The sequence below is a fragment of the Pedobacter changchengzhani genome, assembly GCF_004354365.1.
GTDB classification, from domain to species: Bacteria; Bacteroidota; Bacteroidia; order Sphingobacteriales; family Sphingobacteriaceae; genus Pedobacter; species Pedobacter changchengzhani.
This window is the reverse complement of the sequence record NZ_SJCY01000001.1, coordinates 297,996-317,101: the sequence shown is the minus strand read 5'-3', so window position 1 is coordinate 317,101 and position 19,106 is coordinate 297,996. Positions and strand designations below refer to the sequence as shown.

General features: G+C 33.2%; 17 protein-coding genes, 1 tRNA gene and 1 pseudogene. 2 read left to right on the top strand and 17 right to left on the bottom strand.

What is annotated here, in order from left to right; all coding sequences use genetic code 11:
* Positions 1-108: 108 nt before the first annotated feature.
* Both EZJ43_RS01350 and EZJ43_RS17010 read right to left on the bottom strand, forming a co-directional pair.
* Positions 109-552, bottom strand: coding sequence for a cytochrome B (locus tag EZJ43_RS01350; protein ID WP_133261139.1), 444 nt, complete (start codon positions 550-552; stop codon positions 109-111).
* A gap of 381 nt (positions 553-933) precedes the next feature.
* A tRNA-Asp gene (locus tag EZJ43_RS17010) sits at positions 934-1,041 on the bottom strand.
* A gap of 156 nt (positions 1,042-1,197) precedes the next feature.
* On the opposite strand from EZJ43_RS17010, the gene EZJ43_RS01345 reads away from it, so the two are divergent.
* Complete coding sequence (locus EZJ43_RS01345) at positions 1,198-1,674, top strand: Lrp/AsnC ligand binding domain-containing protein (protein ID WP_133260856.1); 477 nt, start codon at positions 1,198-1,200, stop codon at positions 1,672-1,674.
* Between the two features lie 217 nt (positions 1,675-1,891).
* On the opposite strand, the gene feoB is transcribed toward EZJ43_RS01345, so the two are convergent.
* From feoB to EZJ43_RS01315, 6 genes are all read right to left on the bottom strand, one after another.
* Positions 1,892-3,997 (bottom strand): ferrous iron transport protein B, encoded by a 2,106-nt coding sequence (gene feoB, locus EZJ43_RS01340; RefSeq protein ID WP_133260855.1) that lies wholly within the window; start codon positions 3,995-3,997, stop codon positions 1,892-1,894.
* Between the two features lie 11 nt (positions 3,998-4,008).
* The gene (locus EZJ43_RS01335) at positions 4,009-4,224 is read right to left on the bottom strand and encodes a FeoA family protein (RefSeq protein WP_133260854.1); all 216 of its coding nucleotides are present in this window, start codon (positions 4,222-4,224) and stop codon (positions 4,009-4,011) included.
* Between the two features lie 164 nt (positions 4,225-4,388).
* Positions 4,389-5,087: a TerC family protein gene (locus EZJ43_RS01330; RefSeq protein WP_133260853.1), complete on the bottom strand. Its 699-nt coding sequence runs from the start codon at positions 5,085-5,087 to the stop codon at positions 4,389-4,391.
* A 12-nt stretch (positions 5,088-5,099) separates the two neighbouring features.
* Positions 5,100-6,521, bottom strand: a complete 1,422-nt coding sequence (locus tag EZJ43_RS01325) for a TolC family protein (RefSeq protein ID WP_165953064.1) — start codon at positions 6,519-6,521, stop codon at positions 5,100-5,102.
* Positions 6,511-7,854: an HlyD family secretion protein gene (locus EZJ43_RS01320; protein ID WP_133260851.1), complete on the bottom strand. Its 1,344-nt coding sequence runs from the start codon at positions 7,852-7,854 to the stop codon at positions 6,511-6,513. Before EZJ43_RS01320 ends, EZJ43_RS01325 begins: the two co-directional genes overlap by 11 nt.
* Positions 7,838-9,574 carry a peptidase domain-containing ABC transporter gene (locus EZJ43_RS01315; RefSeq protein WP_133260850.1) on the bottom strand — a complete coding sequence of 579 codons (1,737 nt, stop codon included), beginning with the start codon at positions 9,572-9,574 and terminating at the stop codon, positions 7,838-7,840. The genes EZJ43_RS01320 and EZJ43_RS01315 overlap by 17 nt, the downstream gene beginning before the upstream one ends.
* An 81-nt stretch (positions 9,575-9,655) precedes the next feature.
* Between EZJ43_RS01315 and EZJ43_RS01310 the strand changes: the two genes are divergently transcribed.
* Entirely contained in the window at positions 9,656-10,339 is a 684-nt protein-coding gene (locus EZJ43_RS01310) for a helix-turn-helix domain-containing protein (RefSeq protein WP_133260849.1), read from the top strand.
* A gap of 77 nt (positions 10,340-10,416) precedes the next feature.
* Here EZJ43_RS01310 and EZJ43_RS01305 read toward each other — a convergent pair whose 3' ends face one another.
* The 9 genes and pseudogenes from EZJ43_RS01305 to EZJ43_RS01265 form a co-directional block, all read right to left on the bottom strand.
* Positions 10,417-13,227: an outer membrane beta-barrel family protein gene (locus EZJ43_RS01305; protein ID WP_133260848.1), complete on the bottom strand. Its 2,811-nt coding sequence runs from the start codon at positions 13,225-13,227 to the stop codon at positions 10,417-10,419.
* Between the two features lie 312 nt (positions 13,228-13,539).
* Entirely contained in the window at positions 13,540-13,941 is a 402-nt protein-coding gene (locus EZJ43_RS01300; protein ID WP_133260847.1) for a VanZ family protein, read from the bottom strand.
* Positions 13,942-13,953: 12 nt separating this feature from the next.
* Positions 13,954-14,334 carry a glycine cleavage system protein GcvH gene (gene gcvH, locus EZJ43_RS01295; protein ID WP_133260846.1) on the bottom strand — a complete coding sequence of 127 codons (381 nt, stop codon included), beginning with the start codon at positions 14,332-14,334 and terminating at the stop codon, positions 13,954-13,956.
* 496 nt (positions 14,335-14,830) lie between these two features.
* Entirely contained in the window at positions 14,831-15,511 is a 681-nt protein-coding gene (locus tag EZJ43_RS01290; protein WP_133260845.1) for a DUF6804 family protein, read from the bottom strand.
* Positions 15,512-15,694: 183 nt separating this feature from the next.
* Positions 15,695-16,753 carry an SH3 domain-containing protein gene (locus EZJ43_RS01285; protein WP_133260844.1) on the bottom strand — a complete coding sequence of 353 codons (1,059 nt, stop codon included), beginning with the start codon at positions 16,751-16,753 and terminating at the stop codon, positions 15,695-15,697.
* Between the two features lie 237 nt (positions 16,754-16,990).
* Positions 16,991-17,377, bottom strand: a pseudogene (locus tag EZJ43_RS01280) (DUF6371 domain-containing protein); the annotation flags it as partial.
* A 208-nt stretch (positions 17,378-17,585) separates the two neighbouring features.
* Entirely contained in the window at positions 17,586-18,026 is a 441-nt protein-coding gene (locus tag EZJ43_RS01275) for a hypothetical protein (RefSeq protein ID WP_133260842.1), read from the bottom strand.
* Positions 17,986-18,489: a hypothetical protein gene (locus EZJ43_RS01270; protein WP_133260841.1), complete on the bottom strand. Its 504-nt coding sequence runs from the start codon at positions 18,487-18,489 to the stop codon at positions 17,986-17,988. Before EZJ43_RS01270 ends, EZJ43_RS01275 begins: the two co-directional genes overlap by 41 nt.
* Before the next feature lie 247 nt (positions 18,490-18,736).
* Positions 18,737-19,048: a hypothetical protein gene (locus tag EZJ43_RS01265; RefSeq protein WP_133260840.1), complete on the bottom strand. Its 312-nt coding sequence runs from the start codon at positions 19,046-19,048 to the stop codon at positions 18,737-18,739.
* Positions 19,049-19,106: the final 58 nt, after the last annotated feature.

Genomic DNA, 19,106 nt, shown 5'->3' with positions numbered 1-19,106 from the left:
GCAATCCGTGTTGAATTACTTTGCCAAAGCCATGAATGTATATTGTTAATCATAAGTAGCAAAAATATAAAGAATTTTGAAATAACCAAATTTTATTAAATCTACCGTTTAAGACATTCCGAAAAATGTTGTTCCGGGGATACTTTTGGTCATTAACAAAATTGCGACGATAATTATAATTAGCGCAATGCCGAAAAACAGTGCTATTGTACGGTGTTTAGCGACACCATCAACTGCTTTTTTGGATTTCGCATTACCAACAGTGATTAAAATTATGGCAATAATCATCATGCTGATGTGTTCCATTTTCCAATACCGGCCAATTGCATTACTGCTATCAACTTTGTACCAATTGCCTAAAAAATATAAGGCTAAACCCATTAGCAGTTGAATATGAGCACTTACGAAGGTTAAAAGGTTTAACTTTTTGTCGCCTTCGGTATAAGTTTTATTACCCATCCAACCTATTAATGCTTTTACTACTGCGATAATCAATAAAATGAAAACCACGTAACGCCATCCAGAGTGTGTATTTTTTAAAATATCGTACATTGTTATTATATATTTATTCAAAAATAGGTTTTAATAACTAAGTAAACAAAGTTTATATAGTCTGCATTTAAAATACCTTTAAAAAGAAAAAGAGCAACCTATCCAGGACTGCTCAATTAACTAACTTATTATTCATAAAAATGCTGTTGGGGAAGGAGTCGAACCTTCAAGGGGTAGTTAGCTACAATTCAAAAAATTAATTGTGGTCAACCCAATAAACTGCGTTTGTCCCATTATTCCCCACCACCGAGACAAGGAGGCGTGTCTGCCAATTTCACCACCCAACATTGTTAACTTAGTTATAAGTGTTAGGTTTTAAGTAATAAGCTAAATGTGTATTTAAAACTTACAACCTATTACGTACAACTTAATACTTAGTTGCTGTAGGGGAAGGAATCGAACCTTCAAGGAGTGGTTAGTCATTACTGATTTTCCAATTTCTCCGCCACCGAGACAAGGAGGTGTGTCTGCCTGTTTCACCACCCTACATTATGTTTAGCAATTGTTAAAGAACGATCCTTTTTTTGTTATTGCTTACTACAAATGTAATAGAACCTGCAATACCTTGCAAATTTTTTAAACAATTAATTTTATTTTTATAATATTGATAATTATTTGTAAATTCGCTTATGAAAATTCAAAAATATGCTTAAAAAAGACAATCCCAATTTAGAAATTGACAACCTAGACATTGATATTTTAAAGCAATTGATGCAGGATGCCACAAAACCTTACACAGAAATTGCAAAAGATTTAATTGTTTCGGGTGGAACGATTCATGTTAGAATGAAAAAATTGCAAGAAATGGGTATTATAAAGGGTTCCCACTTAATTATAGATCCGCAGAAAGCTGGTTATGATATTTGTGCTTTCTTAGGAATTTACTTAGAAAAAGGAATTCAGTATAAAGATGCTGTTGCGCAATTGAGTAAAATTAAAGAAGTTGTTGAATTGCATTATACCACGGGCGCTTACAGTATGTTCGCCAAAATTATTTGCAGAGATACGAATCATTTACGCCATGTGCTAAACGAAGAAATTCAAGCTGTAAATGGCATTCAACGCACGGAAACTTTAATATCGTTAGAAGAAAGCATTAAAAGGCAGATTGAGCTTGGCTAGTAGTTATGAGATATAAGTGATGAGATATGAGTTGGCACCGTTCGATAAAAAGATTAAAGATAGTTATGTTTAGCGTCTAAATGCGCACTTTGGGGTTTGGGAAAAAAAGTTGAAAGTTAAAGGCTAAAAAAAAGCTAGAGACGAAACGCTACGATTTGCATTGCGCCTAAAAATCCCCTTTTGGGGGTTTAGGGGAAAAAAATTTTTGGGCAATAACCTACTTTAAAAGCTGATAAGCAATTAGTGCAGCTATGTATGCCATTGCCGTCATGTAAGTTAACTGAATAACTGGCCATTTCCAACCCTTTGTTTCTCGGTAAACAACCGCAACGGTACTCATGCACTGCATTGCGAAGGCGTAAAATAACATTAAAGATATCCCGGTTGCGAAGGTGTAAACGGGTAAGCCGGTTTTGCTATTTACAGAAGCTTTCATACGCTGACTTATAGTGGCTTGATCGCCCTCGCCCCCATCTACACTGTAAATTGTAGCCATCGTACCAACAAAAGCTTCGCGGGCAGCAAAAGATGTGATTAAACCAATGCCTATTTTCCAATCGTAACCTAAAGGCCTAATGGCTGGTTCTATAGCATGCCCCAAAATACCTACGTAAGAATTTTCTAATTTCTCTGAGGCAATTAAAGTTTTTGTATGCGTAAGATTTTTGGTGGTATCTGATAAAGTTGAGACATATTTTGCATCAATTTTTTCAAACCTATTTCCTGGCGCGAAAGAAGCCATAACCCATAAAATAATAGAAATTGCGATAATAACTTTACCCGCCTCAAAAACAAACGTTTTAGATTTCTCGAACATGGTATAGAAAACATTCTTCCAACGGGGCATACGATATACTGGCAACTCCATAATAAAGTATGATTTTTCTTTCGATTTGATGATGATCTTCATGACCCAAGCCACCACAATAGCAGCAACAAAACTGATTAAATACATAATCATTAAGGCCAAACCTTGCAAACTGATGATACCAAAAATTGTTTTTGATGGGATAATTAACGAAATAAGTAAAATATAAACTGGTAAACGTGCAGAGCAACTTATTAATGGCGTTACCATAATGGTAATCATCCTATCTTTCCAATTTTCAATATTTCGAGCAGCCATAATGGAAGGTACCGCACAGGCCAAACCACCAATCATTGGCACCACCGATTTACCGTTTAAACCAACCTTGCTCATTACTTTATCCATCATAAAAGTAACACGGGCCATGTAACCGGTATCTTCCAAAATGGATATAAAAGCAAAAAGAATTGCAATTTGAGGAATAAAAACAAATATACCACCCAAGCCTGCAATAACACCATCCAACAAAAGATCGGTTAACATACCTGCTGGCAAATAATTATGTCCGGTTTCTGTAATCCAGCCAAAACCACTTTCTATCCATGCCATGGGATAAGAAGACCAAGCAAATATGGCGTTGAAAACGATAAATAGGATCAATAAGAAAATGGCAAATCCCCAAATTTTATGGGTTAAAACTGTATCTAACTTATCGCTGAAAGAGAACTTTTGTATCTGTTCATTCTCGGTAACCACGCTACTTAAAATACCGCTTAAATGTTTATATCTGGCAATTGTTTCGGCAGCTTGTATTTTTGATGACTCAAAATGATGTGACTTCTCTATTTGTTCGATATCGGCCTGCTCACTTTCTGTGAAGAATTTTAAATGCTCATGCTGATGCAAAACCTGTAACGCAAAATAATCGTTATCTGAGTTTATTCTCTTTTTAACTGCGTTTATGGCATCTGGAGCAAGAAAATTTACATCAACTTCTTTAACTTGAGTAGCAATACTAGTATTTTCTATCGCCTGCTTTAGTAAATGGATGCCCACATTATTTCTAGCCGAAATCGGAATAACCTGAACGCCCAGTTTAGTTGCTAAGGCATTCGCATCAATTTTTACACCTTGTTTATCCGAAAGATCGACCATGTTTAATGCCAAAACCATCGGAATACCCAAATCTGCAACTTGCGAATATAAAAGCATATTGCGTTTGAGGTTAGAAGCATCTACAACTAACACAACAACATCGGGGTGACTAGAATTTTTATGATCGGCTAAAACCTGAAATACAATACCCTCATCGGCACTTTTTGGATACAAACTATATGTACCCGGCAAATCGATAAGTTCAATTTGTTTACCGTTATTTAGTTTAGCATAGCCTAGTTTTTTATCAACTGTAATACCCGGAAAATTCCCTATTTTTTGATTTAAACCAGTTAACCGGTTAAAAAGGGTCGATTTACCTGTATTGGGATTACCAACTAATGCAATTCTAAGGTTCAAAATGAAAGTGTTTATTGAATAATAATTACCGAGGCTTCGCTTTTACGTAAACAAAGTTGATAACCCGCTACTCTAATAGCCATTGGATCGCCAAAAGGCGCAAAACGCTCAACTTCTACCATTTCACCTGGCAAACATCCCATTTCCATCAATTTAACAGACATTTCTAAATCTGTAAATGCAACTATTGTTCCTGTTTGCCCAACTTTTAAATGCGAAAGTTTCATCTTTTTGCGGTATTAATAATTTTCCGAACCTTTAAAAAATGATTAGAAATCATCATCGCTCCGTAAATCTAGCGCAAGTTAATCTTTCTTTAGATTTAATCCAAATAAGGATAGCATATTTATAGCAAAATAGTTGAAAATAAAATGGAGCGAATTACCAGTATTTAGGCAACCTTGTTTTTAATCACCTTCATTTGTATAATGTCAACTAAAAAGGCAAAACCCATCGAGAAATAAATATAACCTTTTGGTATCTGAAAATGAAAGCCTTCGGCGATCAAAGCTAAACCAATCATCATCAAAAAACACAATGCCAATATTTTAAAGGAAGGATGTTTCCTAATAAATTCGGAAATAGGTTTGGATGCAATTAGCATAATAACCACTGTTACAATAACTGCAGTGTACATAATCCATAATTCTTGCACCATGCCTACTGCTGTAATAATAGAATCGATGGAGAATACCAAATCTAAAATAATTACCTCGGTTAAAAGTTTCCCAAAACTCTTTACATGAGTAACAGGTAAACCGCCATTACTAGCCACCTCCGTATTGTGATAAATCTCTTTGGTACTTTTGTAGATCAGAAACAATCCACCACCGATTAAAATTAAACCTTTACCAGAAAATTCAATGTCGAACAATGTAAATAAGGTTTGGTCTAACTTTAAAATCCACGAAATTACCGCCAATAAACAAAGGCGCATAACCATTGCTAAACCAATACCCCAATAACGAAGCTTATTTCTATTCTCTTCGGGAAGTTTATCGGCAAGGATAGATATAAAAATGATATTATCCATACCTAGAATAACTTCGAGTGCGATTAGTGAGAGCAATGGAATTAAAGCATCAATCATAATATTTTACATTTATTTCAACAAATTTACATCTGGCTCATCATCAATACTGCCACCAATATTACCCAAAATCCAAAGGTTTTTAATTTTAGCTTTATGTAATTTAAACTCGGTATTTAGTAGTTTTTCGGTTACCTCTATTAATTTATTTTCTCGAGAATTTATTAGGAACAAAGAGCTTTCTCCTAATTTAAATTTAGTTTCTTCACCTGTTAAAAGTTGGTTGGAAAAAGTATATGTACTTTGCAATAATTTTATCTGACTTTCCAGCGTAGCGATTTCAAAATTATTCTGCGTAATTTTATTCGTTAACTGGTTTCTTAAATCAATTTGTGCCAGCTCCGTCTGTTTAATTTTAATTTTTGTTTCCGCCAAATCACCTCTAGCTTTTGCAAGGGTAAGGGGAAACGAGAATCCAACATTTACCTTATTATTATTTTGATAATAGGCCGAATTAATTGGCCCGATAAAAGTTTTGCCTTCATTTAAAAGGCCGAGTTGTACTTTTAATTCAGGTTTTAAATTATCTGCTTTTAATTTTCTTTCGATATTCAGTTCTTTAATCTTAAAATCGTAGTTTAATAGTTTTGGATTATCACTAATACCGCCATTTACATCGACGGGTTGTATAAACAAATCTTGAGGTACAATTTCCAACTTATTTGCATCTATATTTTGGTTGTTATTGCGCCATAAAAAATCACTTAAAAGTTGCTGACTACTTTTAAAATCTAAGTTGGCTTCTTGCAAACTAATTTCTCGTTGGCGAACGGTTAAAAGTGCTTCTACACTATCAATTGCAGGCTTATCTCCGTTTTTAACGCTGAGTATAACAGCTCTTTGCCTTTCCTTAGCCAATTTTAAGGCATTTTGATAAACTTTAACCAGTTTGTATTTTGTTTGCCAATCAATATACTGCGTTCCAGCATCTAAAAACAAATCATTTAAAGCAATTGCCCCTTCATTTTTATACGATTCGGCAAAAATTTGGGCTTTTTTCAAGTCTGCACGCCGTTCATCAATAAACAAACCCTTACCTAAATTAAAACTAATGCCCGCGTATGCCAAGCCCTCTTTAGGCAATTTACTTTCGGGGTTAAGGTAAACACCATCTGCGGTAGAATACGATCCTTTTAACTCGACACCATACCACAAAGGCAATTTTAATTGTGGCGTAAAAAACGAATAATATCTTGTACCGTTAAAGTATTTTTGGTCAAATTCTGCTTCAATTTTTGGGTCGAAACCACCCAATGCTTTCGTTCTTTTTGCTTGTGCCAAGCCGCTAAGCAAATTTGCTTGTTGAGCTATTGGGTGATAAGCCTTAACAATTGATAAAAAGTTTTTATAAAAAAGTGTGTCTTGCAAATTTTTACCTTGGGCAGCCACATTAATCAGCAAAAAAAGTAGGCTAAAAAAGAATTTACTTTTCATTTGTTCCTTTCTTTTCGGTTTTTGGTGCCTGATAAAAATCTGGCGGGAAACCATTAATCTGCCTCCACAATTCATAACCCAACCGAACATCTTTTAACAACGTGATATTTTGCGTACCCGAACCAAATCTAATTTCTTTAGGCCATTTATCATTTCCAGATGGCGCAACCCAAACCTTAAACTGTCCGTTTACGTTAATAGCTTGGTCAATGGCTACAACTTTGCCTTCAAATATACCGTAAGAAGCATCGGGCCAGCCCGAAAAAACGATAGCCGGGAAACCATCAAATTGAATTTGTACTTTTTCGCCAATGCTAACTAAAGAAACATCTAAAGGGTTGATAAACATTTCTACAACAGGATCGAAACGGCTGGGCACAATTTGCATTAATTGCTCGCCTTCCTTTACCGTTTCGCCAATTCCAGCCTTTGCCGATCGCATCATCTGCCCATCTTGCGGCGCAGTTATGATGTAAAAACCCTGCCGTTTTTTATAATTTGCATACTGATTTTTAAGCTTGGCCACTTCACCATCGGTAGCAGAAACCTGAGACAGCGCCGTAAATTGATCGCCCTCTGTTTTTGATATTTTTTCGTTATACTCTTGCTCAGATGCGAGTAAATCTAACTTAATATTTAAAAGCTCATTTTTACCACTATAAAATTTATTCTCTGAGCTGATTTTTTTTGCCAATGCCTCTTGAAGATATTGTTGTTTCTGCTCAAAATCTGTTAAAGATTTTAATCCAGCTTCGTAAAGTTTTTTTTGCCTATCTACTTGTTCTGCTGCAATATCATACTGTTTTTTTGCCACTTTGGATGCAATACTATCTGATACAACTTGAAGCGTGTACTGCTTTAATTTATTTTTAGTTTGCGCCAATTTGTATTTCAACGATTGGTTTAACGCACTTTGTTGATCTTTGGCTGCATTTGCTTTTTGTGCATAAAAATCTTTGGTTTGGCTTTTTGCTGTAATTTGTTCTTTTACACGATCTAACAAGCTAGTGTCTAAATAATCCTCTTTAACTTCGCTTATTTGAAGTAAGGTATCGCCTTTTTTCACTTTTTGACCATCTGCAACGTACCATTTTTCTATTCGGCCAGCAATTATACTGTTTATCTGCTGTGGCTTTTGTTGCGGGCTAAGTGTAGAAACAATGCCTTTAGATTTTATATTCTGTGTCCACGGGAGTAATAAAACGCCAATGCCTATAATACACGCCAAACCAAATATTTTGGCCAAACTATTTGATTTGCCTTGTTTAATCACTTTAGCAAAAGCGTTAAACTGCATCATTTTATCGGTATATTTTTTATCCTGTAGAAACATGGTCGTATCCGTTTATTTTACCGCCATCCATTATAAAGGTTTTATCGCATTTGGCCATAAAAGCTGGATCGTTACTTACGGCTATCATTGTAAAATTTGTAGATTTTGAGGTTAAATAGGCAATAATTTTATTTTTTGATTCCTCATCGATGTACATCCATCCGTCTTCTAAAAGTAACAGCGATGGTTTTTTATACAAACACCTTGCAAGTAATATCTTCTGCACAATATTGTACGAAAGCTTTTTACCTTGCGAATCTAAAACCGTTTCAAATCCTTTTCTTTTGCGGGATACAAAATCTGATAATCCAACAAGTTCAATTACCTTTTGCAGTTCATTAAAATCTATATCTTTTTCTCCTAGCGTGATATTTTCAATTAAAGTGCCGGTAAAAAGCTCATCATCTGTTAAATAAAAAGAGATTTCGTGATGAAGAACTGATGGGGAAATATTGCGGACGGGAATATTATTGATCATTAACCCGCCGTTATAATTCTGCCATAAACCTGTTAATAATTTAATTAAAGTAGATTTACCAGAATCTTGCGCACCATAAATGCAAACTTTTTCACCAGCATTTATGGATAAATTAATATCCTTAAGAATCAAATTCTCATCCTCAAAGCCAAAGTTTAAATTAGTTGCGGTAACCTTTAATCCATCAACAGGCAACCAATTTTCTAAAGTAATAAGTTCATCGCTGTCGTTATCTAAAGGTTTTTCTAAAACTTTATCAATTTTTTCTAATGCTGTGAGCACGTCATAAACCACTTCTAAACTAATAATTAGTTTTTCCATGGCGTTAATTATCGTAATTATGATAATTTCTGTGGCGATAAACTGACCAAGATTAATAACCTGATTTATAAATAAGAAAGCACCCACAACCAGCATTGCCGCCGTTACAATTACCTTAAAACCAATTATTACCCTGTATTGAAGCAACAAAACCGAGAAATGATTATTTCTCGAATTTAGGTAGCCACCAACAAGATCGTCGGTCCGTTTTAAATGTAAATCAGTTTGTTGGTGATATTTGAATGTTTTAATGCTCCTCGCCAATTCCTCTAACCAAAAAGCCACTTTATATTTATAATCAGACTCTTCGATGCTACTGGTAAAACCTTTTGAGCTACTGGAATAAAATATTACGATGCCAACTAAAAGCAGTGTAATTCCGAAAACCACAAATATTGGATGATAAAACCCTAATAAAACGATACCGAATAAAACTTGGATGGTGGCGGTAGGCAAATCTAACAACAATTTTGATAAACCCTTTTGTAGTGTTGCGGTATCAAAAAAGCGATTTACAAGCTCCGGCAAATAATACTTATCAATACTAATTAAGTTTATTTTTGGTATGCGATAAGCGTAAGCAAAGGTTAAACGGGTAAAAATGCGCTGTTGTAATTTCTCAATTACCCGCATTTGCTTAATTTGAAATATCCCATTTAGCAAAACACCGAAAATAACCAACGCAATCATCACAACTAATGATGTACTGAGGTTAACACCAAACATTAAGTTTATAATGGCTTGGATGCCCAAAGGAAGTGAAAGAATGATTGCACCGTTAAGTACCGCGTAGATATACACGTTCTTAATCTCAGATTTTTCGAGATTAATTAAGTTGAAAAGTTTTTTTATCGCTCCTTTTAAAGAAGTATTTTCTGACATACAAATAGCATAATCCTCCAAATATATGTAGTACTTCATAAAATAATAGTAATACTATCGTAATTAAATAGTAAAAATCTAGTTTCGTTTTTTAGGCTATATTTGACCAAATAGAAAAATATGCAGTGGCAGTTACATCCCGAAATGAACCCAAATTTATTTCTTAAAGATCCAGAAAACAGTGTAATTGGGAAAAAAGTAATTAAAAATGGTGTAGGCTTAATCAGGAAAATTGGTTTTGAATTATTTACCTTTAAAAAGTTAGCCGAAGAAATTGGCACAACTGAAGCAACTATTTACCGGTATTTTGAGAATAAGCATAAGTTGCTAAACTACATTGTTTGTTGGTACTTTCACTGGCTCGATTACCAAGTAATGTTTAACACACACAACATTACCGGTTATAGTACAAAAATAAAAATTACCATCGATATTTTAACTTGGCAATTAGATGCTAACCACGTTAACAATTACGACATAGCTATTGATGACTTACATGAAATCATCGTTTCAGAATCATCGAAAGTTTATTTAACAAAGCATGTAACTGAAGACAATAAAGAGGAATTATTTTTACCTTATAAAAAGCTTTGTTATAATATTAGCGAGTTATTTAAAGCGTATAACCCAAATTATAAATATCCGAAATCATTATCAAGTACGATGATAGAAATGGCTCATTATCAAGATTTTTTCATGACTAATTTACCATCTTTAACAGATTTTGGAGGCAAAGGAGATAACGCAAGCGTAAAAGATTTTTTAGAGAATTTAGTCTTCGCAGCGCTCGCAAAAAAAGATTGATTTAAATTAAGCACACAAATTTTTTAGCAGCAACTTAACTTAAATCAATCCTCAATTCGTTCATAAAAAATCACTCATTACATTCTATTTCTTCCGCCTCCGCCAAATCCAGAATTCGGCATTGAAACATCACCACCCATATTACGCCCCGCAATACGCGTTAGCGAGTAAGTGAAAGAAAACATGTAATAGCGCTTTAGTACGTTGTAGCTTAAATCGGTAATGGTATTGTTTGATGATGTTCTAGTAATTCCTTGATTTTGATTTAACGCATCATTTACAGCAATTTTAAATGTTCCTCTATTTTTAAAAAACTGCCGACTAATGTATGAGTTAACCAACGTATAATCGGTATTATAACCCTCTCCTCTACCTGTGTTCTTAATATAATCTAAATCTACAGCTAAGCGAATATTGCCTGGGAAAACGTAAGAAATATCAAAATTTGGATTTAAAGTATAGTAACGGGTATTTTGATTTTGATTAACCGAATACATTGCGCTGCTAACCGTGCCCGAAATACCACCTGTTAAATCGAATTTATCGAAATTGGTTACTAAACTGTACTTATTTGTTAGCGACCAAGAATTGGTAATATTTTTTTGCGGTGCTGATGTACTGTTTGGTGTTGTAAAGTTTACATCTCTATTGTAACTGCCATTTAACGAACTATTTAAGTTTAATTTTTTATCTGGCAAAAGTGGTAAACCCAAATTAACACTTGCATTGGCACCATACACACCACCAACGTTAACATACGATGTTTTTGTTTTACCTACATCAGGGTTTGTTGGGTCTGTAATAGGCGCGCTAGAACTGCTAATATTATTAAAAGTTTGACTTAAATTAACATAAGCAAAGAACATTCTACTTTTTTCGAAATCGAAGTTATTGTAGTTAAACGTTAAATTATTATTAAACGCAGGCTTTAAATTTGGGTTGCCAATAAATATATTTTGGGTGTTGGTATTATCCAAAATCGGTTGTATTTGATTAATGCTTGGCTGTTGGGTTTGGCCTCTATATCTAATATTTAATCGTCTTCTATTGCTAAAGTTATACCTAAAATTAGCCGATGGCGTAAGGTTAACAAAGTTTTGAGTCCGCACATCGCCAGTGGTTACATTTGTATTTACCCTATTTGTTTGCTGCGCCGCTAAACCTATGTTAAAATTATATTTTTTCTCTGTTTTGGTAAAACTTAACCCAGCCGAATTGGTTAGCGTTTGGTTTTGGTAAAGATTTGAGTATAACTGATCAACGATATCGTATTCCCCGGTGATAGGGTTAAAGTTTAAAACATTTCTATCCTGATCGTTATTTGAGTAACCATTTTGATAATTGAACTCGACACTTGTTGTTTTAGATAAAGGCTCGGTGTACACTGCCCTAATGGTATTGTTGATAGCGTTACTGCTAATTTTATTTAGTTGATTGGTTAATTTCGTAGTATCTACGCCGCCTATGGTATTATTATCTAAAATGTAATTTTTGTTTGCAGCATCACTATCGTTAATTGTGGTGCTAACATTTAAAGATAAAGTACGCCCCCTACGTTTAAATTTTTTGCGGATTAATAAATTATTGCTGATAACAGGCGTTGAACTATTTGTGGTATAGTTTTGCGAACCTATCGTTTTAATATTCTGCAAATTTCTGATATAATTGCTTGCATTCGTTCCATCATTTTCGGTGTAGGATATATTCGGCTGAATTTTAATCGTGGTAGATGAATCAAGTTTCGTATCAATCATAAAATTAAACCTATGATTTAATTTATCAGAATTGGACGTGTTGTTATTGTTCGTTGTAAAAATTTGGTTGCCGAATAAGTTTTGCGTGAAGCTTGTTTGGGTACTAAATACTGATGCTTTGTTAAAGAAATAACTCCCCTGAATTTGTGTTCCATCTTTGTAAGTATCGGCAAAATTTAAACCCGCAGCATTAGTTGTGGTAATTCCACCACCGCCTCCGCTACCACCTGCGGTAGCGCGCCCACCACCAAATCCATTTCCCTGTCCGTTTCCACCACCAAAACTTTGTTTATTTACATTGTTAAACTGACCAATAAAACTCATCTGTTGGTCGTTATCAAATTTATTTACATTTAAGCTGGCATCGTAACGATCATTCGAGCCATAACCAACGGTACTATTTCCAAAATAACCCTTTTTCATCCCACTTTTTGTGGTAATGTTTAGTATTTTATTCCTTGTGCCATCATCTACACCGCTAAATTGCGCTTGTTCAGATTGTTCATCAATAATTTGAATTTTATCTACCATATCTGCAGGCAGATTTTTGGTTGCCAATAAAGGGTCGCTACCAAAAAACTCCTTTCCGTCAACTTTTACCTTAGTCACGGTTTCGCCTTGCGCTTTAATGCTACCATCTTTTGCAACCTCTACCCCTGGCAGTTTCTTTAATATATCTTCTACTACTGCATTTTCGCGCACTTTTACCTGCTTGGCGTCAAACTCAATAGTGTCTTGTTTTACCACAACTGCTGGTGGCGTACCTTTAACGGTAACCGTATTTAAATCAAGTCCATCATCACCCATATTAATTGTACCAATGTTTAAAGGTGTTTTAGTAGCTGTTAATTCGAATTCTTTACTAGTTGTTTTTAAACCTAGGTAAGCTACAATTGCCCTGTATTTTCCGGGAGAAATATTTTTAAAAATGAAAGTACCATCTGGCGAGGTTTGTCCTGTAACCACTACGCTAGAATCCTTTAAACTTTTGATGGCCACAGTTGCAAAATCAACTGGTTGTTTGTCTTTATCATTAATTACTTTACCATTAACAATACCTGCATTTTGTGCCTGCACAGTATAACCACCAAACAATAAGATAGCTAGCAATGCACCCTTTGTAATTAAATTCATTTTTGTTACAATTTTTTAAAAAGCGTTAATAAAAGAATAATTTATCAATAGATAAATGAGCTTAATATTCTTTCACAGTTATTTAGATTTTATTCACAAATCTATTCTATTCAGACTATAGAATAATTGAAAGGTTTGTTAACAAGTGTTAAAGATTACGTAACATTTCAGGTACGCAAAAAACGAGTAATAAAATGCCTTTACTACTTTTTATTTTGGGGAAAACTTTTATAATAAACTTTTGGGCAGTGACAGTTTTTTTTAAAAATACTGCAACTGCTCAAACTCAAAGAAGTTAATAATAGGCACACACTAATTACTTTTCTCATTTAAATTTGATTTATGTAACAGAAGATAACTGAATATGGCCATACAGGCGCCAATCATATCACAGGCAAAATCCCACCACTCTGCAGAGCGGTAAGTAAATACTTTCCATTGCAATAACTCTATACCACCGCCAATTATTGCGTTGATTAAGAGAATTTTAAATATAGTTGATATGCTAACGGAAAAATTATGTTGGAACTTGATTTTTCCGTGAAAAATTAAAATCGAAAGCACAAAGAAAAAACCCAAATGGGTCATTTTATCGAAACCTTCGAAGAAGAAACTAGGGCCATCGTTGGATTGTGGCATCTTCATAAAACAAAGCACTAAAACAAAGACAGTCCATAAAATGGCTAAAATTTGTTGTTTTAGTGCTTTGTACAATATCTTCGACTTTTACGCGCCTACAAGCGTTTGATATGCTTCAGCAGAAAGTAAACCTGCCACTTCACTTTCATCGGCAATTGAAATTTTAATCATCCAACCTTTTCCGTAAGGATCAGAGTTGACCAATTCTGGGCTATTATTTAGCTCAGCATTTAATTCTAGAACAGTTCCTGATACAGGCATAAACAAATCAGAAACAGTTTTCACAGCTTCAACAGTACCAAAAACCTCATCTTTAGCTACTTCGTTGCCAACGCTATCTACATCGATATAAACGATATCGCCCAATTCGCGCTGTGCAAAATCAGTAACGCCAATTGTAGCTTCGTTACCTTCTATTTTAACCCACTCGTGGTCTTTAGTGTACTTTAATTCTGCTGGAAAGTTCATTTTTTTATAATTAATTTATTATCAGTTAGTTAACAAGTATTTAAAGTATCTATTGAACACATAATTGCAAACAAAGGCTTATACTTAAACAAATTTACTAACATTTATCATGAATAAAGAATATGAAATCCTTTTACTAAATAATTTAACTACGGCTTTATTATATGGTGATAAGTTGGTAATGGAATGATAAAACAGTTAATTGTAAAAGAAAGACAAACCTCGTGCTTTATGTTGGCCTTTTATCTTATCAAACTACTTCGACCGGTAAAGTGTTATTGTTGACTCTGATATGTTGTTAAAAAATAGTGCAAACCCAAAAGTTCATTAATATTCCATTGCTGAAATTTGGGCAGCGATAACTTTAAGCAGAAACCCGGCCAACTTTTTTTACATTGGTCTTAATGCATAATAGCTGAATTTATGCAATCATCAATCTCAAAGAAGGGTGAAAAATTAATGAAGACCAAATTTTGAGACAAAGAAACGCCTTTAATTAGGCTTTAGATTTTGTTGGTAAAAGACAAAATATCACCATCAACACGACTGAAACAGTTATAGTTGCTAAATCAATATGACGCCATTGTTGTTTTTTTATAATTAATGGCGCTATAGGATTAAAAACAGATGCAAAAAATAAATACAGTATACTGGTTATATTTCTAACCACAATCGCAGCAAATACAAAAGATAAAGCTAATCCTATTTTTATAAGTTGATAATAAACGTATGGCACGCCAGAATAAGCCAATAATAATAAACAGATAGCCAATATGGTTATAAGAATTAAATATAGTTTTTTCAAGATACGTTTACGATTGATTGTATTTATTCCATGTTTACTTAAAAAAATTTTTCTTTTAAAATCACCATAAATAAAACTTGCAATATATAAAGGTATTATCGCAAGTGTAATACAAAAAATAACTGAAAAGAGTTGTAAAATATCTATTACTATTCCTAAAAAGAAATTGTGCGGTACTTCTTCAATAATTGTTTTATTGTATTCCCTGGGCGTAAAATAATAAGTGGTATAAAAATATCCCTCAAAAAAGTGAAAATAAATGTATAATGATAAACAAACTCCTAAAATCAATGAAAAATAATAACTTTCGGTTTTTATATTTCTAAAAAACCTACTGATATTTCTATTCATTAAAAACTTATCTCCGTCCATAGGTTTAATTTGTTTGTTTCACTAATATTTTCGGTAAAAACTAAAAAAAAGACGAAAAATCAAACAAAAATGAAGACCGATAATGTCTCACTTTTGCAACAGTCTTTATAATTTAACCAACAAAACACCATCTTAAAAGGTTTACGCTTTTCGTGGTAATAAGCAAAATTATTGAATTTTAAATTATAGCCTTGTTTTTTGAATAAAAAACTCCCATGAATATCCCATGTTTTGTTGAAAAACCTTATTTCCATAGAGAGGAATCACACCCGATGCAGAAGCCCTATAAGTTATGTTTGCTGCTGTTAATGTTATTTTTTGTTTTTGTTTTGGTTGTAAAGTATAGTTTTCATTATCCATTTTTAAAGTTAATATCTTGGTCGTATTGTTGAATATTTCTACTTCTGGATTTATATTTGTTGTTTCGTGGGTTGGAATAAACATATCGCCTTTACTCGCTTTAATCTCTTTACTGGTTGTTACATTAGATTTATGGATATATCCCTCTTTGTTAGTTTCTATATCTATAATATTGTAAAAGTCGTTTTCAGATTGTAATGAAATAATGAAGATTTGAGAGCCTCCCTTAACTTGTCCAATTATTGGATAGCGTAAACCTGGACCATTTCTCATATTTACTTGCTTTATAACCCGCCCAAGGTAGGCCTTACTTTTGTTTGATTTTTTACTGTCTTCATTATTTTTACTCGTTGAAGTCACGGAAGTTTTTGTATCTGATAGCCTTTTCAAAAAATAGTTTTTAAACTCCGTACGCCGTTTAGAATTTTCAGGCTCCTCCCAAGTAGACCAACAAAATGTGGTTTTAGAAGTTACGCTCTTTATTGTTAAATAGACAGAGTCGTTTAATTTATAATATTTTTTGTTTCTCGATAAGCTACTTTCCGTATGTCTATTTAAATAATTTACAAAATCCGCAGCGACATCATTTCTAACAGCAAACTCTAAATTTGTGCATACATCTGCCGAATTAAACTCTGCAGATACAGAACTTATTTTGTCGGCAACATGAGGTTGTACAGTTGAAAATTCATAAAATATCACACCGAACTCATTTGTTCGTTTTTCAGATAATTTTAGGCCATGATTATTGCTTAAATTATCTTCAAAAAATTTTGTGCTTTTACGTGAAAGATTAAGGAATAAGTCAGATATATATTCCTCCTGTGCGTTAACAACAATAGAAGCTAAAATCATTAATATAGTAAACAATTGTTTTAGCATGCGTTTTTAGTATAAAGCTAAACTAAATTACCAAATCAAACAAATAAATATTATCATATTTTTTCAAACATTAAAGCACTGACTGTAAATCCTAAAAAAACTTGATAGCATTATATCTATTTGCCCATTGTACCCCCTAAAAAATTGTCAAGAATGCCTCTTTCAATTTGGCGAGTATATGGCACTACCAATCCTGACCAATCCTAAAAAATTATTTTCTGCTTGTTGTGGGTCAATTTACTTCGCAATTAATATGTTAGCTCGCCGTTTTTCAACCTCTTTATAGATTGGCGATAAAGTTTCGTCTTTTACTGCATTAAACTTTATGTAATCAAATTTTATAAGATAGTCGACAATATCCAAATCTTGTATCTTTTCAGTTGCGGTTGCTCTTTGTTCCAATAAATTTGAGATGTTAACATTTGCAATGCTTGAAAGTTCTTTTACTTCGCTATTCCATTTATCAAAACCGTTAAGGTCTATAAATAAAGTTACAGTTCGACTTTTTAAACTGCCACATTTTTCAGCGTTTAAATTGGTTATACTATTAACGAATAACCAAATAAATTGAAGCAAATAAACGCTTGCAACAATTGCAATAGGTTTTGTTTTGTCAATTAATAAGTGTTCGCCAAACTGTTAGTGAATATACAGTATTACCCTTCTGCTGGAAAGTTCATTTTTTTATAATTAATTGATTGTTAATATTTCAATATACTTTAATTAATAATTAATAACCGTGCACATATCTCATCAAACGTCTAATAGTTCTTAATACTTTATCATGCATAAATATACAATACTTAGATTAGCTTAAATTTTCTACAAAAGACTAAACTTTTCTTTCAAGCATTTCATCCGGATCGCAGAAGGTTTTAATTTTCTTATGAAACGCCTTCGCTTTATTTGACATCTCTCTGTCGGTAACATAATCTGTATATCTAGCAGTGGTAGACATGTCCATTAGCTGGTTATATTCCCATGAAATCTCACTACATTGATCGGATACCAAAATAAGAAGGTGTTCGTGCTTACTTACAAATACTTTACCTTTCTTAACGTGTCGACAGTATTCATCAATAGAATTGACTTTAAATGAACCACCATTATCAGATTTTAAAATCTTTGGGAAAATCTTCGATCTAACATAGTGCAACGAAGAGTAAAAGCAAATTGTAATAACCCAGTCGAGATGATCTGGAGAACGATCAAGATACTTTATAGCCTCATTATTATGCCTTGCTTGGTTTAGACTTTTGTTTTCTTTGGCCATATTCTAATGTAAAGCCATCATTATGAATGCAGTCCCTATTTAAGGTTTCAGAGAAAGGCATAAATTTAAAACTTATATAAAAGTCATCGCAGTTAAAATCTGATTTGATATTTTGAGATTTTAAATAAACTTCCTTTATTTTGTCAGATAAATAGTCTGCTTTGTCTACTAAAAATAAAGCTTCATATTGATGGAGAGTATCAATTTTTAATAATGCTTTTTTTATGTTAACACAATAATCCTCCTGGGCTATATGAAATATATTTTCGGATAAAGTTGTTGCCCGACCAACATTTTTATCAAAAATCGTTTGGACTTCTGCCTGTGATTTTTTCTTTTGATGCGCTTCGCCTCTTTGAAACTGCTCCCACCCGAATTTGTCCATATCAGTTTCTGACCAATTGGACGGAATTGATTGAGCATTTGTAGTTTGCTTTTTTATATCCGTTGTGTTAGTTGACATGAATGTTATAATGTATGGTTTGTTCTAAACAGGACTGCAAAAGTAGGAATATTTTTTATATTAAAACTTGTTGTACAAAAAAATATGTCATTGACATATTTCTAAATAAAACTGTCTCGCTTAATAACACACAAGATAGTAATCAGTTTGAATTATGCAAAACATTTAACAAAAATTTACATCATATAGCAAGTTAATTACTTAAACACAAAGAAAAAATTTACACAAAGCATATTTAAGCTTTAATTTATTTAAATGGATATTCTGGAAATTCCGCACCCAAGGAAATAAACTCATTCGCCCATCTTTCTTTAAGAGCCTCATAGTTTTTCACTGAAGGCTTTAACATTATTTGTTGCCAAACATTTTCTTGTAACGCAAAAAGGATTTCTGCATTAGGGCGTTTCATAAATTTTCGTTTGGTGTATTCATTATACCAAATTGGCTTGTCGATTGATTTAATGTGATCTCTAATTTTACCAATATTGCTTGACATTATAAAAAATACAATCAAGGCAATCAAACTTATTATTCCAGAAATTATAACTGCGTTTTCCATGTGAGGTTTTTAATTTAGATTATCAAACCTAAAAAAAAATATTAAACAATTCAATTGT